Raw genomic sequence first — 15,500 nt, forward strand, 5'->3', positions numbered from 1 at the left:
TGGAGGAGAGAGTATGAAGAAGCGTAATGGTGTCTTATTAACCGTGAAGCTAATCTTCATACTCTCTTTAGTTGTGCTGATTTATTCGATCGTTCAAGTCGTCAAAGCCCCCATCGAGGCCAAGCAGGCCCTAAATGATTGGGCAAAAAAGAGGGAGGAAGCCATCGCCCGACCCCTTCCAAATGAAGAGAACCCTCTCCCCAAGGGAATGGTCAGTTCTCCACAAGAACAACCATCTTCTTCTCCCTCCTATAAAGAGGGTGAGCTGATTGGAGAAATCCGCTTCCCCACCTTAAATAAGAAGGTGGCTATTCTGGAGGGTACGGAAAACCCTGAATTAAAAAAAGGAGCTGGACACTATATAGGTAGCGTAGCCATCGGTGCCGTCGGTAATAGCGTGCTTGCTGGACACCGTGATACCGTATTCCGCAATCTAGGAGAACTTGTCGCAGGAGATCTGATCGAACTGGAAAGTATGGACGGTACGTTCACCTATGAAGTGACAGGCAGCACGATTGTAGACGGGAATGAACGCGGCGCAATAAAACCAAGCAATAACGCTATTCTTACCTTGATCACCTGTTATCCTTTTTCATACGTGGGATCAGCACCGGACCGGTATTTACTTTCAGCAAAGCTAGTGAAGCAAGAAACATCGCCTCATTAAAGCTAATCTTAACTCTTAATCTTCCTCCTCAGGGATGAGACCGGATATGGAAAGTGATACTATATAGATACAACAGTAATGAGGAGATGACCCACAGTGAAAAAAGAGGTTATAGAACGATTTATTTCGTATGCTCAAATGGATACCCAATCGAACGAGGATAATGAAACTTGTCCGTCCACTCCGGGGCAGATGGTGCTGGCCCACAAGCTGGTCGAAGAGCTCAAGGAGATCGGCATGGATGAAGTGCAGGTGGACGAGCATGGGTATGTCATGGCTACACTCCCAGCCAATACGGAGAAGGATGTTCCAACCATTGGTTTTTTGGCGCATCTCGATACAGCAACTGATTTCACAGGAACGAATGTAAAGCCACAGATCGTGGAGAACTACGATGGCAAAGATATTCTTTTGAACAAAGAGTTGAATGTCGTATTGTCTACAAAGAGTTTCCCAGAGCTGGCAGATTATAAAGGCCATACATTAATCACAACCGATGGCACCACACTGCTTGGTGCAGACAATAAAGCCGGTATTGCCGAGATTATGACAGCTATGAATTACCTTCTTCAGCACCCTGAAATCAAACATGGCAAGATTAGAGTCGCCTTCACACCGGACGAAGAAATTGGCCGCGGGCCTCATAAATTTGACGTAGCTGCTTTTAATGCTTCCTATGCTTACACTGTGGACGGCGGGCCTCTCGGAGAACTAGAGTATGAAAGCTTTAATGCTGCATCTGCCAAAATCTCTGTCTACGGCGTCAATGTTCACCCTGGTACCGCAAAGGGAAAAATGATTCATTCCGCAAAAATCGCCATGGCACTCCATCTTAGACTCCCTTCTGAGGAAGCCCCAGAATTCACAGACGGTTATGATGGCTTCTACCACCTTAGCTCCATAGAAGGCACGCCGGAATTCAGCAAGCTTCAATATATTATTCGTGATTTCGACCGCGAGAAATTCGAGGCACGTAAAGCCTTTCTTTCTGCCATCGTAGATGAATTCAAGAGCATCCATGGTGAAGAGAACATCGTGCTTGAAATGAAAGACCAATATTACAATATGCGCGAAAAAATCGAACCGGTGCGTCATATTGTCGATATTGCCCATGAGGCGATGGAGAATCTGAACATCACACCGATCATCCGCCCGATTCGTGGGGGTACCGATGGCTCACAGCTTTCCTACATGGGTTTACCTACACCTAATATTTTCACGGGTGGCGAAAATTTCCACGGTAAATTCGAATACGCCTCTGCTGACAACATGGAAAAAGCGGTAAACGTAATCGTCGAGATCGCCAAGCTGTTCGAACAAAAAGCCTAAATCGTATTTCACGCCACTCCATATTGAACACAAAATCCCTGAAAAGGCCGATCCGGACCTCTCAGGGATTATTAATGTTCAAAGTCTATTCGATTAGCATCTTTCTTCCGGCGGCGTGTCTTTCCAGATCACGTTTTCCCCATAATTCTTACCCCAATCATACATCAATCGAAGAACGGGTAGCAGACTCTGTCCATATGAAGTCAGGGAATACTCAACTTTTGGAGGAACCTCGGCATACACTTTCCGAAGAACCAACTGATCTTCTTCAAGCTCCCGAAGCTGATTAGTCAACATTTTTTGCGTGATATGAGGAATTAATTTCTTCAGCTCACTGAAACGCTTTGTCCCTTCAAGCCCTAGATGCCACAGGATTATCAGCTTCCATTTGCCTCCAATCACCGCAAGTGTCAATTCCTTCTCGCAGTTAATTTCCTTCAAGTTGATGCGATCTTTAATCTCGGTTGCCATAACTAAAGCGCCTCCTCTCTCCTGTTGTCATACTAACACAGAAACGAATATCCTCCTTAATAGGAAGGCATTCGTTTCTGTACGTTCACTCTAAATTAGCATGCTTGCCGAACATCTGCTTAGTTGTCTGCCCTGTCTTCTCCATCATCCGCAGAATCACCGCATCGTAAAAGACCAACATCGTCTGCTCGAATAAAGAAGCCATCGGCTGGATCGTGCTGTAGCCTCCGCTGGCCTGATCTTTTGTAGATCCCGGCAGCTTCACTACATAGCTCGCTAAACGTACGACGGTCGAGTCCGGCGCAATCGTAACGGCAATAATCTCTGCACCCACTCCTTTGGCCTTCTCTGCCATAGAGATCAGCCCCTTCGTCTCTCCTGAACCGGAACCGAGCACAAGCACATCACCAGGCTCAATACCCGGGGTTACCGTTTCTCCCACGACGTACGCTTCTTTACCAACATGCATGAGTCGCATTGCAAAAGCTCGTCCCATCAATCCTGATCTGCCAGCCCCTGCCACAAATACCTTATTCGACTGAAGAAGAAGTTCAGCCATTCGTTCAGCCTCTTGATGATCAAGCTGAGAAATGGAGCGCTGAAGCTCCTCTATAATTTGCTGTGCATATGTCAATGTGTCCATTGAATCTTAAGCCTGGTTAACTAGACGTTTCATTTCTGCCGCTGCGGCCTTTTGATCAGCCTCACCCGTGATGCCTCCGCCAACGATAACAAGATCAGGATTCGCTACGATAACTTCCGGAAGCGTACTTAGCTTGATTCCCCCAGCGATAGCGGTTTTAGCCCGTTTAACCACACTTTTAATTGCATTCAAATCCGCAAAAGAATTTTTCCCTTCCGCCTGATGGTCATATCCAGAATGTACGCAGATATAGTCTACGCCAAGAGCGTCCACTTCAGCCGCTCTTGCTTTGATATCCTTCACATTGATCAGGTCAACCAGAACCTCTTTGTTCGTCTTCTTAGCTTCCTCCACCGCACCTCGAATGGTTGCATCATCTGATACGCCAAGCACAGTAACGATATCCGCGCCCGCTTCCACGGCCTTCATCACTTCATATCCACCTGCGTCCATGATTTTCAAATCAGCTAATACCGTCAAAGCAGGAAAAGCTTCCTTGATTGCTTTCACTGCATGCAAACCTTCATTTATAACGATAGGGGTTCCAATTTCAACGATATCTATATATTCAGCAACCTCTGACACAATCTCTTTCGCTCCCGCAATATCCACTAGATCCAATGCTAATTGTAATTTCATATTTATTTGCACTCCTTGTTAATATATTTTAGTAAGTCATGTACAAATTCTAGGTCCTTACACCCCTTAGGGGAAGTAGGCACTTTATTGTGATGTAGTTACCTGGAGGATACTAATGTGCTGCTACCAGCTTTATCTTTGCATCAATTAATAACCTTTTGTCGTATTTTCGTAAAAGTACTGCATTTTCATGAAAGCTGTGCTAACATTACAGTTTGTTTATGAATTAACAGGACATTAATCATGATGTAAGAAGGTGTACAATGAAGCACAATAATCACCAAGAATTTAACCTTGTAAAACTAACTTGGCCGATATTCCTGGAACTGTTTCTATTTATGCTCATGGGCAGTGTGGATACTTTTATGATTAGCTCCGTATCGGACGATGCAGTATCGGGTGTTGGCGCAGCGAATCAGATTATCGCGATGGCTATTTTAGTTCTCAGTGTAATTGGTAACGGCGCAGCTATTGTGGTCTCCCAATACCTCGGTTCCAAAAAACCTCTGGAAGCCGCAAAAGTGACCGGCAATGCCATTACCCTAAACCTGTTAGTAGGAATTGTCCTTAGTACGCTTTTGCTGATATTCGGAGGGACTCTACTAACTGCACTGAATGTAAAAGGGGATATTCTCGTTTACGCTAAATCCTATATACATATTGTCGGGGGCGGTATTTTTCTCCAAGCATTAATCAATGCTCTGGCGACCACAATCCGTACGCACGGTTTCACTAAACAGACGATGGTCGTATCCTTGCTGATGAACATCATTCACGTGGTGGGTAACTACTTACTCATCTATGGTCATTTTAGACTTCCAGCGTTAGGTGTCGAAGGTGCAGCTATCTCAACGGTTGTCAGTCGGTTTATCTGCCTTATTATTTTCTTCTTATTGCTCTACAGAGTGATGGAGGTACGGGTGAAGTTAACCTACTACATTCATCTTTCCAAAAAATATGTGCAGCAAATTCTCAAAATCGGCATCCCGTCCGCGTTTGAATCGATTATTTATCAATCTTGTCAGCTCGTATTCACGCTGTATATTACCTATCTGGGCGCCGAGGCTATGGCCACTCGTCAATACGCGCTCAACATTTCCAATTACATTTATTTATTCAGTGTAGCCGTCTCGATGGGAACCTCCATTATCGTAGGACATCTGGTGGGAGCTAGGCGCCCCAAGGAGGCCTATAAGCGTGTATTCACCAGTGTGAAGTGGGCGCTTCTGGTCACAGTAGTAATAGATGCTCTTGTGATCGTCTTCCGGGTACCGCTATTCGGCCTCTTCACAGACAACGAGAACATTATTCTGATAGGGGCTCAGGTTATACTGCTTAGTTTCTTCCTAGAGACCGGGCGCACAACCAATTTGGTCATTATTAACTCACTACGCGCCTCGGGCGATGCGAAGTTTCCAGTATATATGGGACTGATCTCCATGGTCTGCATGAGTTTACCCCTTGGCTATTTTCTGGTATTCCAGCTTAACCTAGGATTAGCCGGTGTGTGGATTGCCACTGCGGCTGATGAGTGGACAAGAGCTGTCATTATGTATTTCCGCTGGAAGAGTCGAGCTTGGGAGAAACATGGACTGATTCAGCACGATGATGTAGAACACGTCACACCTTCCACTACCCCTGCAGCTGTAAATTAACGAATTTATTTAGGTGGTTCTCTAAGGTCATACCAGATCTTAAGGGTCCACCTTTTTTATCGCTTCATGGGTACGAGGGCGCTCAAGAAATTGAAGATCGCATTCGCCTAGTCTTAGAATCATTCCTAAATTCAGCTCGCAAAATCAATAGCCCGGCAGGTGCCGCCCTATGATCAAAGGACTGTTTAAAACCCATCGTAACTAACCTTGAACAATCTGCTCATTTCTATGAACATGTTCTGGGGCTACCCTTAGCCCATTCGGAGAATACTGAAGGCCAAGGGGATTGAAGCCTCCAACTTCCTCGATGATGATAAGGGGCAATTGTATGTATTTGGCTGGATGCCAGCCGTATCCGTGTATTTCAGTGATCCAGATGGCCATTCCTTAGAGTTCCTAGCTGTACTGCCTGATCCGCCCAGACCTGAGCTAGGAATGGTACCCTGGAAAGAATGGGAACTGATACACGGAAGAACCTGGTAGTTATTTGATAAAATTCAGGCTAAGCCTGCACGAGGAGACGAGAATATGATAAAAGGACTATACGAAGCACATTTACCAGTAAGTAATCTTGAGGCATCTATCGAATTTTATGAGAAATTGGGATTAAGAATGGCCTGGAGGGATGAGGAAACTGCATTCTTCTGGATGGAGGAAGGTCGGAGTTGGATCGGTATTTGGGAAGGTAAGGAAGTAGAAACGCCATACCACCCATCTTTACGGCATATTGCCTTCCGCGTAACTTATGAGGATCTGAAGCAATCGCTGCAATGGCTGGAATCCATTGGGGTAGACGCTGTTCCGTTTCGTAATCGAACTTCCGTTGAGCCTTTTATCCGAGCTTATCAAGGGAATGCTTCTGTGTACTTCAACGACCCGGACGGCAACAGCCTGGAATTGATGTGCCATGTAGAGGTTCCAGAACATATGAAACATCTCTCAGAGAACATCATCTTAACCGAGTGGGAGAAATTGCTCGAACAGAAATAAAATACTCCAACAAAAAAACAGCTGCCCACCATCAAGGGTCCAGCTGTTTGAGTATGTTAGCTGCTTCTATTTAGCCATCTCTAGGGCATGGTTTTAGTAAAGGCTGTTACTTAATCGTGATGCCTTTCTTCATAGCCTTCATATCTGAATTCGTATTCACAAGCATTGGCAGTATCTTCATACTTCTCGTCATGGGAGAGTTACATTGCCAGCAGGTAGGTACGTACTGAAATGCAAAGTTATCGCGCATCCAACCGGTGCAACCTTCCTTGGTACAAGACCAAATGGCTGTGTCTTCCTGCGGAAGATCCTCCAGTGCTTTTTTACGAAAATACATAAGTACCCCTCCTTGGATCGAATCGAGACAATTTCGCCACCCTATTAGGGGCAGATTCATAAGATGAAAAATAAAAAAGCTGCCCTCAACTTGTGTTAAGGGCAGCCTAATTTTCGAATTACAGTTTTACAACGTTTTCGGCTTGTGGTCCACGAGCGCCTTGAGTTACGTTGAACTCAACGCGTTGGCCTTCGTCCAAAGATTTAAATCCGTCGCCTGTGATTGCGGAGAAGTGTACGAATACGTCGCTTCCACCTTCAACCTCGATAAAACCAAATCCTTTGTCTGCGTTAAACCATTTCACTGTACCTGTTTGCATAATATTACCTCCAATATTTTATTTAACACATGTCCTTTTATTCCTACGTAGTGTACGAACAAATAAAAATTCACACATTGGAAAAGGACTCATACGCACAAATGATAACCTTTTACAATATGTGAATTAAGGGTTAAATTTATGATTAATTTCATTGTACCACACTAAATCATTAAATGCAATGTAAAAGCCTACTTTTTTCATTCCGGCTCTATCTCCTCTTATACAAAAGGGTTTAGAGCCGGAAATATGCAAGGATTAATCGATGTATCCTGCCAGCCCTTTATCCATTAAGTAGTCCATCTCCGCATCAAGAATTGTCTCCACTGTGATTTCATCCAGCTTCACATCACGCTGGGCAACAACATAGTCCACCAGATCATCATTGTCGATGTCTACCTCGCCTTTGGCATTGGCCTTGGCGTTATTGATAAAGGTCTGTTCATGCTTCAATACTAAACGAATTAATTTAGGATCTACTTTGGTTTTGGCAGATAATACAGTTACTAATTCCTGCTCGTTTAATTTGTCACTCATTTTTCAAATTTCATCTCCCTACAATTATTACACATCCATTGTAGCATATTTCACGCTTTAACGCGTCATTACGCGAAGTATACCGCGGTTTGTTCACACTTTTCTTGCTATCACAGGCTCTACAACATTCCACTTCAGGTAAGTTATTTAATAAAAACAGTTGTGAGGAACATTGACTTGTGCCAAAATATAAAAAAAGTGTTGGACCAAATTGAATACTAGAAAAGGCGGTTGAATTCATGAGCTCTGTATCTTCCCAGCAATTAGACACAAACAGCAACAAGGCACATCGTTACATCGAAGACGTATACGCACAGGTTGTTGCGCGTAATCCTTTCGAGCCCGAATTCCATCAGGCTGTAAAGGAAATCCTTGAATCTTTGCTTCCAATCCTGGCTGCTGAACCTAAGTATCAGGAGAATGCCATTCTGGAAAGATTGGTTGAGCCAGAACGTTTGATTATGTTCCGTGTTCCATGGACAGATGATCAAGGCAAGGTCAGAGTTAACCGTGGATATCGTGTACAGTTCAGCAGTGCCATTGGACCTTACAAAGGTGGACTTCGCTTTCACCCATCCGTTAATGCTAGTATTATCAAATTCCTCGGCTTCGAGCAAATCTTCAAAAACGCTCTTACCGGCCAACACATCGGCGGAGGTAAAGGCGGGTCCGACTTTGATCCTAAAGGAAAATCCGAAGGCGAAATCATGCGTTTTGCACAAAGCTTCATGACTGAATTGCAAAATTACATCGGCCCTGACCAAGACGTTCCTGCAGGAGATATCGGTGTAGGTGGTCGTGAGATTGGCTACATGTACGGACAATACAAGCGGATCCGCGGAGGATATCCGGCTGGCGTATTGACTGGTAAAGGTATTGGTTACGGCGGAAGTCAGGCTCGGACAGAGGCTACTGGTTACGGTACAGTTTATTTCGTAAACGAGATGCTGAAAGCAAAAGGCCTTTCCTTTGAAGGAAGTCGCGTTGTTGTTTCCGGTTCTGGTAACGTAGCGATCTATGCGATTGAAAAAGCTGTACAGCTAGGTGCAACAGTCGTAGCTTGTAGTGACTCCGCTGGATATATCTATGACGAAAACGGCATCAACCTCGAAACTGTCCGCCGCCTGAAAGAAGTCGAAAGAAAACGGATTAGTGAATATGTGAATGAACACCCTAACGCAGTGTATACCGAAGATTCCACTCAAATTTGGACTATTCCTTGTGATATCGCCCTTCCGAGTGCTACTCAGAATGAGATTGATGAAGCTATGGCTTTGAAACTGATTGAGAATGGTGTAAAAGCAGTAGGCGAAGGCGCCAACATGCCATCCACCCTTGAAGCTATTCACCAGTTCCAACAAGCTGGCGTGCTATTCGCGCCTGCCAAAGCTGCTAATGCTGGCGGCGTAGCTGTATCTGCGCTTGAAATGGCCCAAAACAGCATGCGTATGTCCTGGAGCTTTGAAGAAGTTGATACGAAGCTGCATGAGATCATGGTTTCCATCTATCAACAGTCTGTAGATGCATCCGAGCAGTATGGACAGTCCGGTAACCTCGTTGCAGGAGCGAACATCGCTGGATTCAAGAAAGTAGCCGATGCTATGTTGGCTGAAGGCGTAATCTAATCAAGCATAAACAAACGGCATTGTGATCATACAAAGTCCCCGTAACCGGTGAGTAAGAAGCCGGGGACGGGGACTTTGTAGTTCAACTATGAGCTCCAACCTGGGATTTGCCGCAAACCACCATCCCATATAGAATACGTACTCTTCACAACCATATTGGACGGTGAAGAAGCCGTGTGAATGTAGCAGGAATCGATCCCTGCCTTCAGAGCACCCTCAATATCCGTACGAGGATCATTTCCAATCATAATGGCTGAGCTCAAATCCGCTCCATACCTTTCGACTAAATAGCGATAAAATAGCGGATCAGGCTTGCTCACCCCTGCTTCCGAAGAGATCGCAATGCCATCAAATAGATGTATGATTCCGAGCATAGTTAACTCTGCCTCAATAAATGTCTTCTGCCCGTTGGAGAGCAAGAATACCTTTTTGCCTCGTTCTCTTAACGTTTGTAGAATTTCAGTCACACCCTCATATAGAGAGATATGGGCCATCGATAACGTCCGTAGCCACCTCACGGTTTCATATAACCACGCTTGATCCGGTTCTCCACCTAATTGACGGGCCACAGACCGAAACACTTCCTCCATTACGAAATCCGGATACTCGCAGCTCCGTGCAGCTTCATCAAGTTGAAGATCCCTCTCCCGCAAAAACCGTTCTTGCAGTTCACCACCTGATATAGAGAGTCCCTGATATCCGAAATGGAGAGCTAACCTTTCCCATACCTCAGATTGCTCCTCATCTGTCTCAATATCAATCAGTGTACCGTATAGATCGAAAATATAAGTCTGATACATCCCCGTCTTCCTTCCCATGATTCACATTGTAAGTTACCCCTTAGTCACATTCTCCGTCGTTGCCTGCCCCTCCTCCATTTTGTTTGACACCTTTTGATAGAGATAGGAGATCCCGAGCAGGCAAATCCCAAAGCTGGCATAAGCGATAATTTTACTTCCGGTATTCAGTAGTCCCAGATCGTATAGCAGCAGCTTACCTGTCGCCAGAAGCGTTAATCCAAGGCCGAAGCGCCGGATGTACACATATCTTTTGCGGAAGCCGTACATGATGAACAGAACTGCTATCAACAGATACACAAGACTAAATATTAATCCTGCATCGCTTAATTGCAGCTGTACCCCTAGAAAAGCGGTGATGATTCCGAGTAGATACACTCCCATGAAAACAGGATAGATCTCCATACTTTTATACTCACGTTTAAGCAAGGTGATCAGCAGATCACGTCCACTAAACCACACGAAAATATTGAAGATAATGAGTATACCCAGTGCGATATAATCAGCCCCGGTATTACGTGCAAGCTCATTCTGCAGGCTTGGCAAGCCTACTGTAATCACCAAACAAATAGCGTAGCCGATCCCAAAGAGAAGTCTCACAAAATACTTAACAATCGTGTCATACAGCACCTTCACCTTTGGCAAAACATAAGCCAGAACAATAGTTAACAGAGCAGACAACAGCAAATTATAGAAGGTTCTATGCGAGAAATCCTCCGGTACAGCCAGACGATACAGTCTTCTCGATTCATACAAACCATAGATCCAGAAATTCAATAATGCCGCGTATTTAAACCACAGGGCTAAGGTGATTTCGTAAGGCTCACTGCGCTGTAGGACATCCTTTCGATTATGCTGAACGGCATACCATACGGCGATAATCAGCATGCCTGCAGTAATGAAGACATATTTTAGCGGAAAATAGACGTCTGCGGAATTCAACCATTCATTGGCTATACTGAGCTGCATTGGTACATTTAATCCGAAGAACACCGCAAGGCAAAGCGTTAAAATACCCCAGCCTGCCCTTTCCATCCCTTTAAACCGATTCAGATTACCAAACAAGGTAAGCACAACGCCTTCAACCAACCAGCCAATGGACCACCAAGCCGCTCCGAATTGGAACGGAATCATCAGAATACCAAAGGTCAGCGAAGTAGCGTAGAACAGCAGCATGCTTTCTTTTTCTTGTGGCATCAGTTTTTCAAGCCCTCGTCCAAGCCCTAGATACAGCAGACAGAAGAGCAGCGCCAGCGCACCATTGTAATCCTTGAGCCCTGCATCCAGAAATAGAAGATACAAGGTAAGACAGCTAATAAACGTGTTGCATCCCAGTAGAGAGAAATCCCACCAAGACAACTTGGAGCGATACTTAAACGGGTACCATAACGTAATGCCCAAATACATCGCAAAAGTCAGCACCGCATAAATCATATTCATTCCGTTGCTATCCGATAACGCTATTAATATCAGCATGGAGGGTGTATTAAATAAGTAGCTGATGTAATTGACCACGTTCCAGCGTTTGCGGAAGGAGATTAGCAGAATGAATAAATTCAGAAGAAATAAGTAGCCCATTGCCACATAAACTGCGTTGCCTGAAAGCCCGAAGGCCCCAAGATAAGAATATAGCGGCAGGTACCCTCCGATTAAGCCCAATGCACAAATACTTCGTGATTCATACCTTAAAGACAGGAGCACCGCAGTCAAAGTGACGAGCACAGATAAGGACAGCCCTACATAAATACTGATAATATCCAGTAAAAAATAGCTATAGAAAATAGAGCCGTACAGCACTGAAATCCCGCCGCCAAGTAGCCCTAAAGCGAACGTCCCTTTTCCTTTGCGGTATAGCCACTCCCCGCCCCCTAACATCAGTAAACCCAGTAGGAAAAAGGCGCCTCCCTTCATATAACCGGTGAACCAATTGGAATAGGAGTATCTGAATGCTGCTCCCACGGCCAAGATCAGCAACAAGATCCCAAGCTTGTTAATCCAGCCTAGTCCAATTTTCATTTCGATCTGATTTTGTTTTCTTCGACGCTCCAATACTTCTTCACTGATCTCTTCTGAGGCAAAATCATGTAATCCGTTATCCATTCTGGAGTTCAGGACAATTTCGGATTCCCTCAGTCTTTGTCGCTGCGCCAGTACACGCTCATTTAACTCCGCCGACAACGCTCCAAGTCGACTGGACAACTCCACTTTATCCTCACCAAGCTGCCTCGCAGCTGTTTGGTACAGCTGCTGAATATGACGCTTTGTGTCCATCTCAAAAGCCGTCAGCCGGTCCGTATGGGCAAGGCTTTTAGAGGCAAAATAAGTCTGCAGCTTCTGTCTCGACTGGCTAAGAATGCCAAGTTTCTCATCTAAAATTTGTTCCGTTAGCGTAACTTTTAGCTCCGTATTCTCTTCTTGGAGCTTCCCTACCTGAGTCTTTAACTCCACTAAAGCAAGCTTATGTTTCTCATATTGCTTCTTCAAGTGTTCATTCTCGTTGACCAGATCGTGACTTTCATATTCCGCAATCAGAGCTTCATATTCCTTAATAAGCCCGTCCTGCTGGACCTTCATGAATCTAAGTCGATCTTTGAATGACTCCATAGCGCCTCCTAATGTGAACGATTGTTAATATTTCCATTTTACTACAAACGGCAGGGTCACTTACTCTTTTTTATGCAAAAAACTGCAACATATTTGAGGGATGCCCCGTCTAGATAATAACAACACTAACAAATGAACTTAAAAAGGAGCTCACAACTATGAACAACATTTTAAAAACAAGTACAGTTCTTTTAACTTTGTCCCTAGCACTTTCAACAGGAGCAGCCTATGCCGCACCAACAACAACTTCTGCCAAAAATGATGCTGCTCAAACCATCGTTAGCGCTAACCAAAAAACATTTGCGATTGAAATCAACGGTTCCGCTCTGAAAGAAACAGGCTTCCAAACTACAAATGGCAAAGAGCCTATGGTGCCACTTCGTTCGGTTACTGAAGCACTTGGCTTTGAATTAACTTGGAATGGACAAACTAAATCCGTTGATCTTATCAATGGTGCTGTGTTCACTACAGTGAAAGCCGGAGAAGATCGCTATAGCATTAACAAAATGAATACTACGCTTGGAACTGCACCACAATTGGTTGACTCCATTTTGTATGTTCCAGCTTCCTTTGTAAGTGAAATCATCCACTACAACATGACAGTGAAGGGAGATTCCATCGTGATCACTGCTGCTAATCAGGAAGAGCATATGACCAAGACTGGCGTGATTACAGCTGTCAATAATGAGGGCAAATACCAATCCGTTCAGATCCAGGGTGTAGGCACAGATGGCATCGTACTGAATGTAGGTGAAGATACGACTATCGAAATGGCAGACGGTACTAAGCTTGCTCTGAAAGATCTCCATATCGGTATGACCGTAAAAGCAGAGCATTCCATGATCATGACCATGAGCCTGCCACCGCAAACCCCAACTTACAAGATCACTGTTCTAGATGAGCAGAAACAAAATGATCTTCTGGGTACTGCAGGTACCATTGAAGAAGTTCAAAAAGATGATGAAGGAAACATCAGCATCACCGTTAAAGGCAGTGGCCTGACCGAACAGTCACAACAAGAAGTAGTACTTCGCATTAATAAAGAGACTGTGCTAATGAACACTGATGGCAAAGCTGTAAACAGCAGCGAGCTTGTAAAAGGCGCAAAAGTTATAGGATTCTACAGCCCTATGCTGACTAAGAGCCTGCCACCAATCGGCACAGCTGCTAAAGTCGTAGTAGATTCCGTTCAACAATAAGAGCATATAAAAAGGGCCAGTTTTCCGATTACGGGAACTGGCCTTTGGTTTGATTATTTTTATCCTGAGAAATCTGCTAACAAATACAAGTCTTCTTCTTCACACCAAGCTTTCCAGCCTGTTCAACCTTAGCAATATAATCTACAGCCAGCGGTACTTTACATGCGGTTTGACCCATATGTACTTGGATCTTTCCGATGCTTGCAGCAATTTCCGTTGCCTCACCAAGCAATTCGGCTACGCTGCTACCAGCAATAATCACAAACATATTCATCGTGTAACGGACTCGATTCTGTTCTTGATGGATGGTAGTCTGAATTTGTTGTAGTAGCTCTCTAATCTCAGTAATGTCGAGCAGATCATCCGGTGTAACTGAAATGTAGTTTCCATAAGTACTCCAGCCACAGGTAGCCACCATTTCATCTGAGGAACGAATCCACTCTCTGGCAAGCTCCAACGCGTGTGGACTCTCTGCAGCGACAGAGGCTACCGTATATTCTGCTAAAGCATAACAGTAAGCCACTGACACCCAGCCCTGAAGCTCTTCTTTTGTAAGACTCTTAGGATCAACCGTGAGTCCTGCCAAATACATCGCATCATAATTACCCGTCTGATACAAAGCCCGAACTAGACTCTGGTCCTTTTTCACATTCTTAACCAGTTTCTTCAAATCGCCTACCTTTACTCCGAATAAAGGCTCCTTAGCACCATGTCGTACGAAGGTACGCTTCGTTTGCTCTGTCCCCATCTCTTCAAGCTTACTCATCACTTCATTAATTGTCAGGTTCATTAGACATCTCTTATCCCTTCATCGACTCTCTTAAAATGGGTTCACGACCTAGCGATACTCTATTCTTGCCCGAATTCTTGGAACCATATAACGCTTCATCCGCTTCCCGATACAAATCTTCGAAAGTCACCTCTCTGCGCTCTGTAAAAGAAATTCCGATGCTAGCGGTAAGCTGAATGCTATCGTGTTCATTCAAAATTATTTTATAATCACTCATCGTAGTGCGAGAATCCTCTGCTTCCATCAAGGCTGCACGTTTATCCTCAGCAAAAAAGCATACAGCAAACTCCTCGCCCCCGACTCTCCCGGCAATGCCTTTGTTTTGGTACACCTGAAGTATTTTATTCGAGAAATCAACTAATGCCTGATCTCCTGCTAAATGACCATAGGTATCATTAATTAACTTAAAATCATCGATATCAAATAACAACAGTGCCATTCCTAGTCCGTCCGGAATCGTTTGATTTTGCACCATTTGCATAAAATGCCTGCGATTATAAAGTCCCGTCAAATCATCTACCGTTGCTTGATAGACCAACTCACGTTCATACCGCTTCTTTTCACTATGGTCACTAAAAACGATTAGCATCCCTTTGTTCTCTGTTGCCTGATGTTCCGTCGCTATCAAAGAAACTCCATAACCTCATAAAAAGATCAATATTCTCCCCCATCCAGGTTTTTAGTTAAAGGATAGATTGTAGATTTGGAGTCAATGAATAAACACAAATAAGCCGCTATAATTGCGGGGAGATAAGTAAAGGCCGTAAAGCCTGTAAGCGTTAAAAAAAGCGGAGCCTGCTGTATATTTAATAAGTAATACGGATATCCTTGAATCCACGGCATGCCATATTTCTCCTATTTTTCAAGTCGCTCCTATCATTATATCCTAATCAATCCT

18 protein-coding genes are annotated in these 15,500 nt (G+C 44.4%); 6 read left to right on the forward strand and 12 right to left on the reverse strand.

Translation table 11 applies throughout. The features are described 5' to 3' along the window. Positions 1-13: 13 nt before the first annotated feature. Both L1028_RS02705 and pepT read left to right on the forward strand, forming a co-directional pair. Complete coding sequence (locus tag L1028_RS02705; RefSeq protein WP_234531101.1) at positions 14-667, forward strand: sortase; 654 nt, start codon at positions 14-16, stop codon at positions 665-667. A 96-nt stretch (positions 668-763) separates the two neighbouring features. Beyond that, positions 764-1,996 carry a peptidase T gene (gene pepT / locus L1028_RS02710; protein ID WP_234531103.1) on the forward strand — a complete coding sequence of 411 codons (1,233 nt, stop codon included), beginning with the start codon at positions 764-766 and terminating at the stop codon, positions 1,994-1,996. A 93-nt stretch (positions 1,997-2,089) separates the two neighbouring features. Here the strand turns inward: pepT and L1028_RS02715 are convergent, their stop codons facing one another. The 3 genes from L1028_RS02715 to hxlA form a co-directional block, all read right to left on the reverse strand. After that, positions 2,090-2,467: a winged helix-turn-helix transcriptional regulator gene (locus tag L1028_RS02715; protein ID WP_036682121.1), complete on the reverse strand. Its 378-nt coding sequence runs from the start codon at positions 2,465-2,467 to the stop codon at positions 2,090-2,092. Between the two features lie 85 nt (positions 2,468-2,552). Further along, complete coding sequence (hxlB, locus tag L1028_RS02720; protein ID WP_234531105.1) at positions 2,553-3,110, reverse strand: 6-phospho-3-hexuloisomerase; 558 nt, start codon at positions 3,108-3,110, stop codon at positions 2,553-2,555. A gap of 6 nt (positions 3,111-3,116) precedes the next feature. After that, positions 3,117-3,749, reverse strand: coding sequence for a 3-hexulose-6-phosphate synthase (gene hxlA, locus L1028_RS02725; protein ID WP_234531115.1), 633 nt, complete (start codon positions 3,747-3,749; stop codon positions 3,117-3,119). Between the two features lie 263 nt (positions 3,750-4,012). Between hxlA and L1028_RS02730 the strand changes: the two genes are divergently transcribed. Next, complete coding sequence (locus L1028_RS02730; protein ID WP_234531116.1) at positions 4,013-5,404, forward strand: MATE family efflux transporter; 1,392 nt, start codon at positions 4,013-4,015, stop codon at positions 5,402-5,404. A 201-nt stretch (positions 5,405-5,605) separates the two neighbouring features. On the opposite strand, the gene L1028_RS02735 is transcribed toward L1028_RS02730, so the two are convergent. Then, complete coding sequence (locus tag L1028_RS02735) at positions 5,606-5,788, reverse strand: hypothetical protein (protein ID WP_234531118.1); 183 nt, start codon at positions 5,786-5,788, stop codon at positions 5,606-5,608. Positions 5,789-5,932: 144 nt separating this feature from the next. Between L1028_RS02735 and L1028_RS02740 the strand changes: the two genes are divergently transcribed. Further along, a complete protein-coding gene (locus tag L1028_RS02740) occupies positions 5,933-6,394 on the forward strand; it encodes a VOC family protein (protein WP_234531129.1) in 462 nt (153 codons plus the stop codon). Between the two features lie 106 nt (positions 6,395-6,500). On the opposite strand, the gene L1028_RS02745 is transcribed toward L1028_RS02740, so the two are convergent. From L1028_RS02745 to L1028_RS02755, 3 genes are all read right to left on the reverse strand, one after another. Further along, positions 6,501-6,731: a cold-shock protein gene (locus tag L1028_RS02745; RefSeq protein WP_042131520.1), complete on the reverse strand. Its 231-nt coding sequence runs from the start codon at positions 6,729-6,731 to the stop codon at positions 6,501-6,503. A gap of 118 nt (positions 6,732-6,849) precedes the next feature. Then, positions 6,850-7,050, reverse strand: a complete 201-nt coding sequence (locus tag L1028_RS02750) for a cold-shock protein (protein WP_019914790.1) — start codon at positions 7,048-7,050, stop codon at positions 6,850-6,852. Between the two features lie 258 nt (positions 7,051-7,308). Next, on the reverse strand, positions 7,309-7,587 hold the full coding sequence (locus L1028_RS02755; protein ID WP_060626091.1) for a hypothetical protein: 279 nt from the start codon (positions 7,585-7,587) through the stop codon (positions 7,309-7,311). A 239-nt stretch (positions 7,588-7,826) separates the two neighbouring features. Between L1028_RS02755 and gdhA the strand changes: the two genes are divergently transcribed. After that, positions 7,827-9,212, forward strand: coding sequence for an NADP-specific glutamate dehydrogenase (gene gdhA, locus L1028_RS02760; protein ID WP_042192743.1), 1,386 nt, complete (start codon positions 7,827-7,829; stop codon positions 9,210-9,212). An 86-nt stretch (positions 9,213-9,298) separates the two neighbouring features. On the opposite strand, the gene L1028_RS02765 is transcribed toward gdhA, so the two are convergent. After that, on the reverse strand, positions 9,299-10,030 hold the full coding sequence (locus L1028_RS02765) for an HAD family hydrolase (protein ID WP_234531132.1): 732 nt from the start codon (positions 10,028-10,030) through the stop codon (positions 9,299-9,301). 15 nt (positions 10,031-10,045) lie between these two features. Continuing rightward, positions 10,046-12,613 carry a DUF2339 domain-containing protein gene (locus L1028_RS02770; protein WP_234531133.1) on the reverse strand — a complete coding sequence of 856 codons (2,568 nt, stop codon included), beginning with the start codon at positions 12,611-12,613 and terminating at the stop codon, positions 10,046-10,048. A gap of 158 nt (positions 12,614-12,771) precedes the next feature. Here L1028_RS02770 and L1028_RS02775 point away from each other — a divergent pair, with 158 nt between their 5' ends. Beyond that, the gene (locus tag L1028_RS02775) at positions 12,772-13,812 is read left to right on the forward strand and encodes a copper amine oxidase N-terminal domain-containing protein (protein ID WP_234531134.1); all 1,041 of its coding nucleotides are present in this window, start codon (positions 12,772-12,774) and stop codon (positions 13,810-13,812) included. Between the two features lie 76 nt (positions 13,813-13,888). Here L1028_RS02775 and L1028_RS02780 read toward each other — a convergent pair whose 3' ends face one another. From L1028_RS02780 to L1028_RS02790, 3 genes are read right to left on the reverse strand one after another with little or no spacing between them, the layout of a single operon-like run. After that, complete coding sequence (locus tag L1028_RS02780) at positions 13,889-14,596, reverse strand: DNA alkylation repair protein (protein ID WP_234531159.1); 708 nt, start codon at positions 14,594-14,596, stop codon at positions 13,889-13,891. Between the two features lie 16 nt (positions 14,597-14,612). Then, complete coding sequence (locus tag L1028_RS02785) at positions 14,613-15,230, reverse strand: GGDEF domain-containing protein (RefSeq protein ID WP_234531135.1); 618 nt, start codon at positions 15,228-15,230, stop codon at positions 14,613-14,615. Between the two features lie 26 nt (positions 15,231-15,256). Then, on the reverse strand, positions 15,257-15,445 hold the full coding sequence (locus L1028_RS02790; protein ID WP_234531136.1) for a hypothetical protein: 189 nt from the start codon (positions 15,443-15,445) through the stop codon (positions 15,257-15,259). Positions 15,446-15,500 lie beyond the last annotated feature (55 nt).

The organism is Paenibacillus pseudetheri, assembly GCF_924513355.1.
Classification (GTDB): Bacteria; Bacillota; Bacilli; order Paenibacillales; family Paenibacillaceae; genus Paenibacillus_AQ; species Paenibacillus_AQ pseudetheri.

Coding starts and splice junctions, on each gene's coding strand:
- L1028_RS02705 (WP_234531101.1), top strand. CDS start 14: ATGAAGAAGCGTAATGGTGTCTTATTAACCGTGAAGCTAATCTTCATA.
- L1028_RS02715 (WP_036682121.1), bottom strand. CDS start 2,467: ATGGCAACCGAGATTAAAGATCGCATCAACTTGAAGGAAATTAACTGC.
- hxlB (WP_234531105.1), bottom strand. CDS start 3,110: ATGGACACATTGACATATGCACAGCAAATTATAGAGGAGCTTCAGCGC.
- hxlA (WP_234531115.1), bottom strand. CDS start 3,749: ATGAAATTACAATTAGCATTGGATCTAGTGGATATTGCGGGAGCGAAA.
- L1028_RS02730 (WP_234531116.1), top strand. CDS start 4,013: ATGAAGCACAATAATCACCAAGAATTTAACCTTGTAAAACTAACTTGG.
- L1028_RS02735 (WP_234531118.1), bottom strand. CDS start 5,788: ATGGCCATCTGGATCACTGAAATACACGGATACGGCTGGCATCCAGCC.
- L1028_RS02740 (WP_234531129.1), top strand. CDS start 5,933: ATGATAAAAGGACTATACGAAGCACATTTACCAGTAAGTAATCTTGAG.
- L1028_RS02745 (WP_042131520.1), bottom strand. CDS start 6,731: ATGTATTTTCGTAAAAAAGCACTGGAGGATCTTCCGCAGGAAGACACA.
- L1028_RS02750 (WP_019914790.1), bottom strand. CDS start 7,050: ATGCAAACAGGTACAGTGAAATGGTTTAACGCAGACAAAGGATTTGGT.
- L1028_RS02755 (WP_060626091.1), bottom strand. CDS start 7,587: ATGAGTGACAAATTAAACGAGCAGGAATTAGTAACTGTATTATCTGCC.
- gdhA (WP_042192743.1), top strand. CDS start 7,827: ATGAGCTCTGTATCTTCCCAGCAATTAGACACAAACAGCAACAAGGCA.
- L1028_RS02765 (WP_234531132.1), bottom strand. CDS start 10,030: ATGGGAAGGAAGACGGGGATGTATCAGACTTATATTTTCGATCTATAC.
- L1028_RS02770 (WP_234531133.1), bottom strand. CDS start 12,613: ATGGAGTCATTCAAAGATCGACTTAGATTCATGAAGGTCCAGCAGGAC.
- L1028_RS02775 (WP_234531134.1), top strand. CDS start 12,772: ATGAACAACATTTTAAAAACAAGTACAGTTCTTTTAACTTTGTCCCTA.
- L1028_RS02790 (WP_234531136.1), bottom strand. CDS start 15,445: ATGCCGTGGATTCAAGGATATCCGTATTACTTATTAAATATACAGCAG.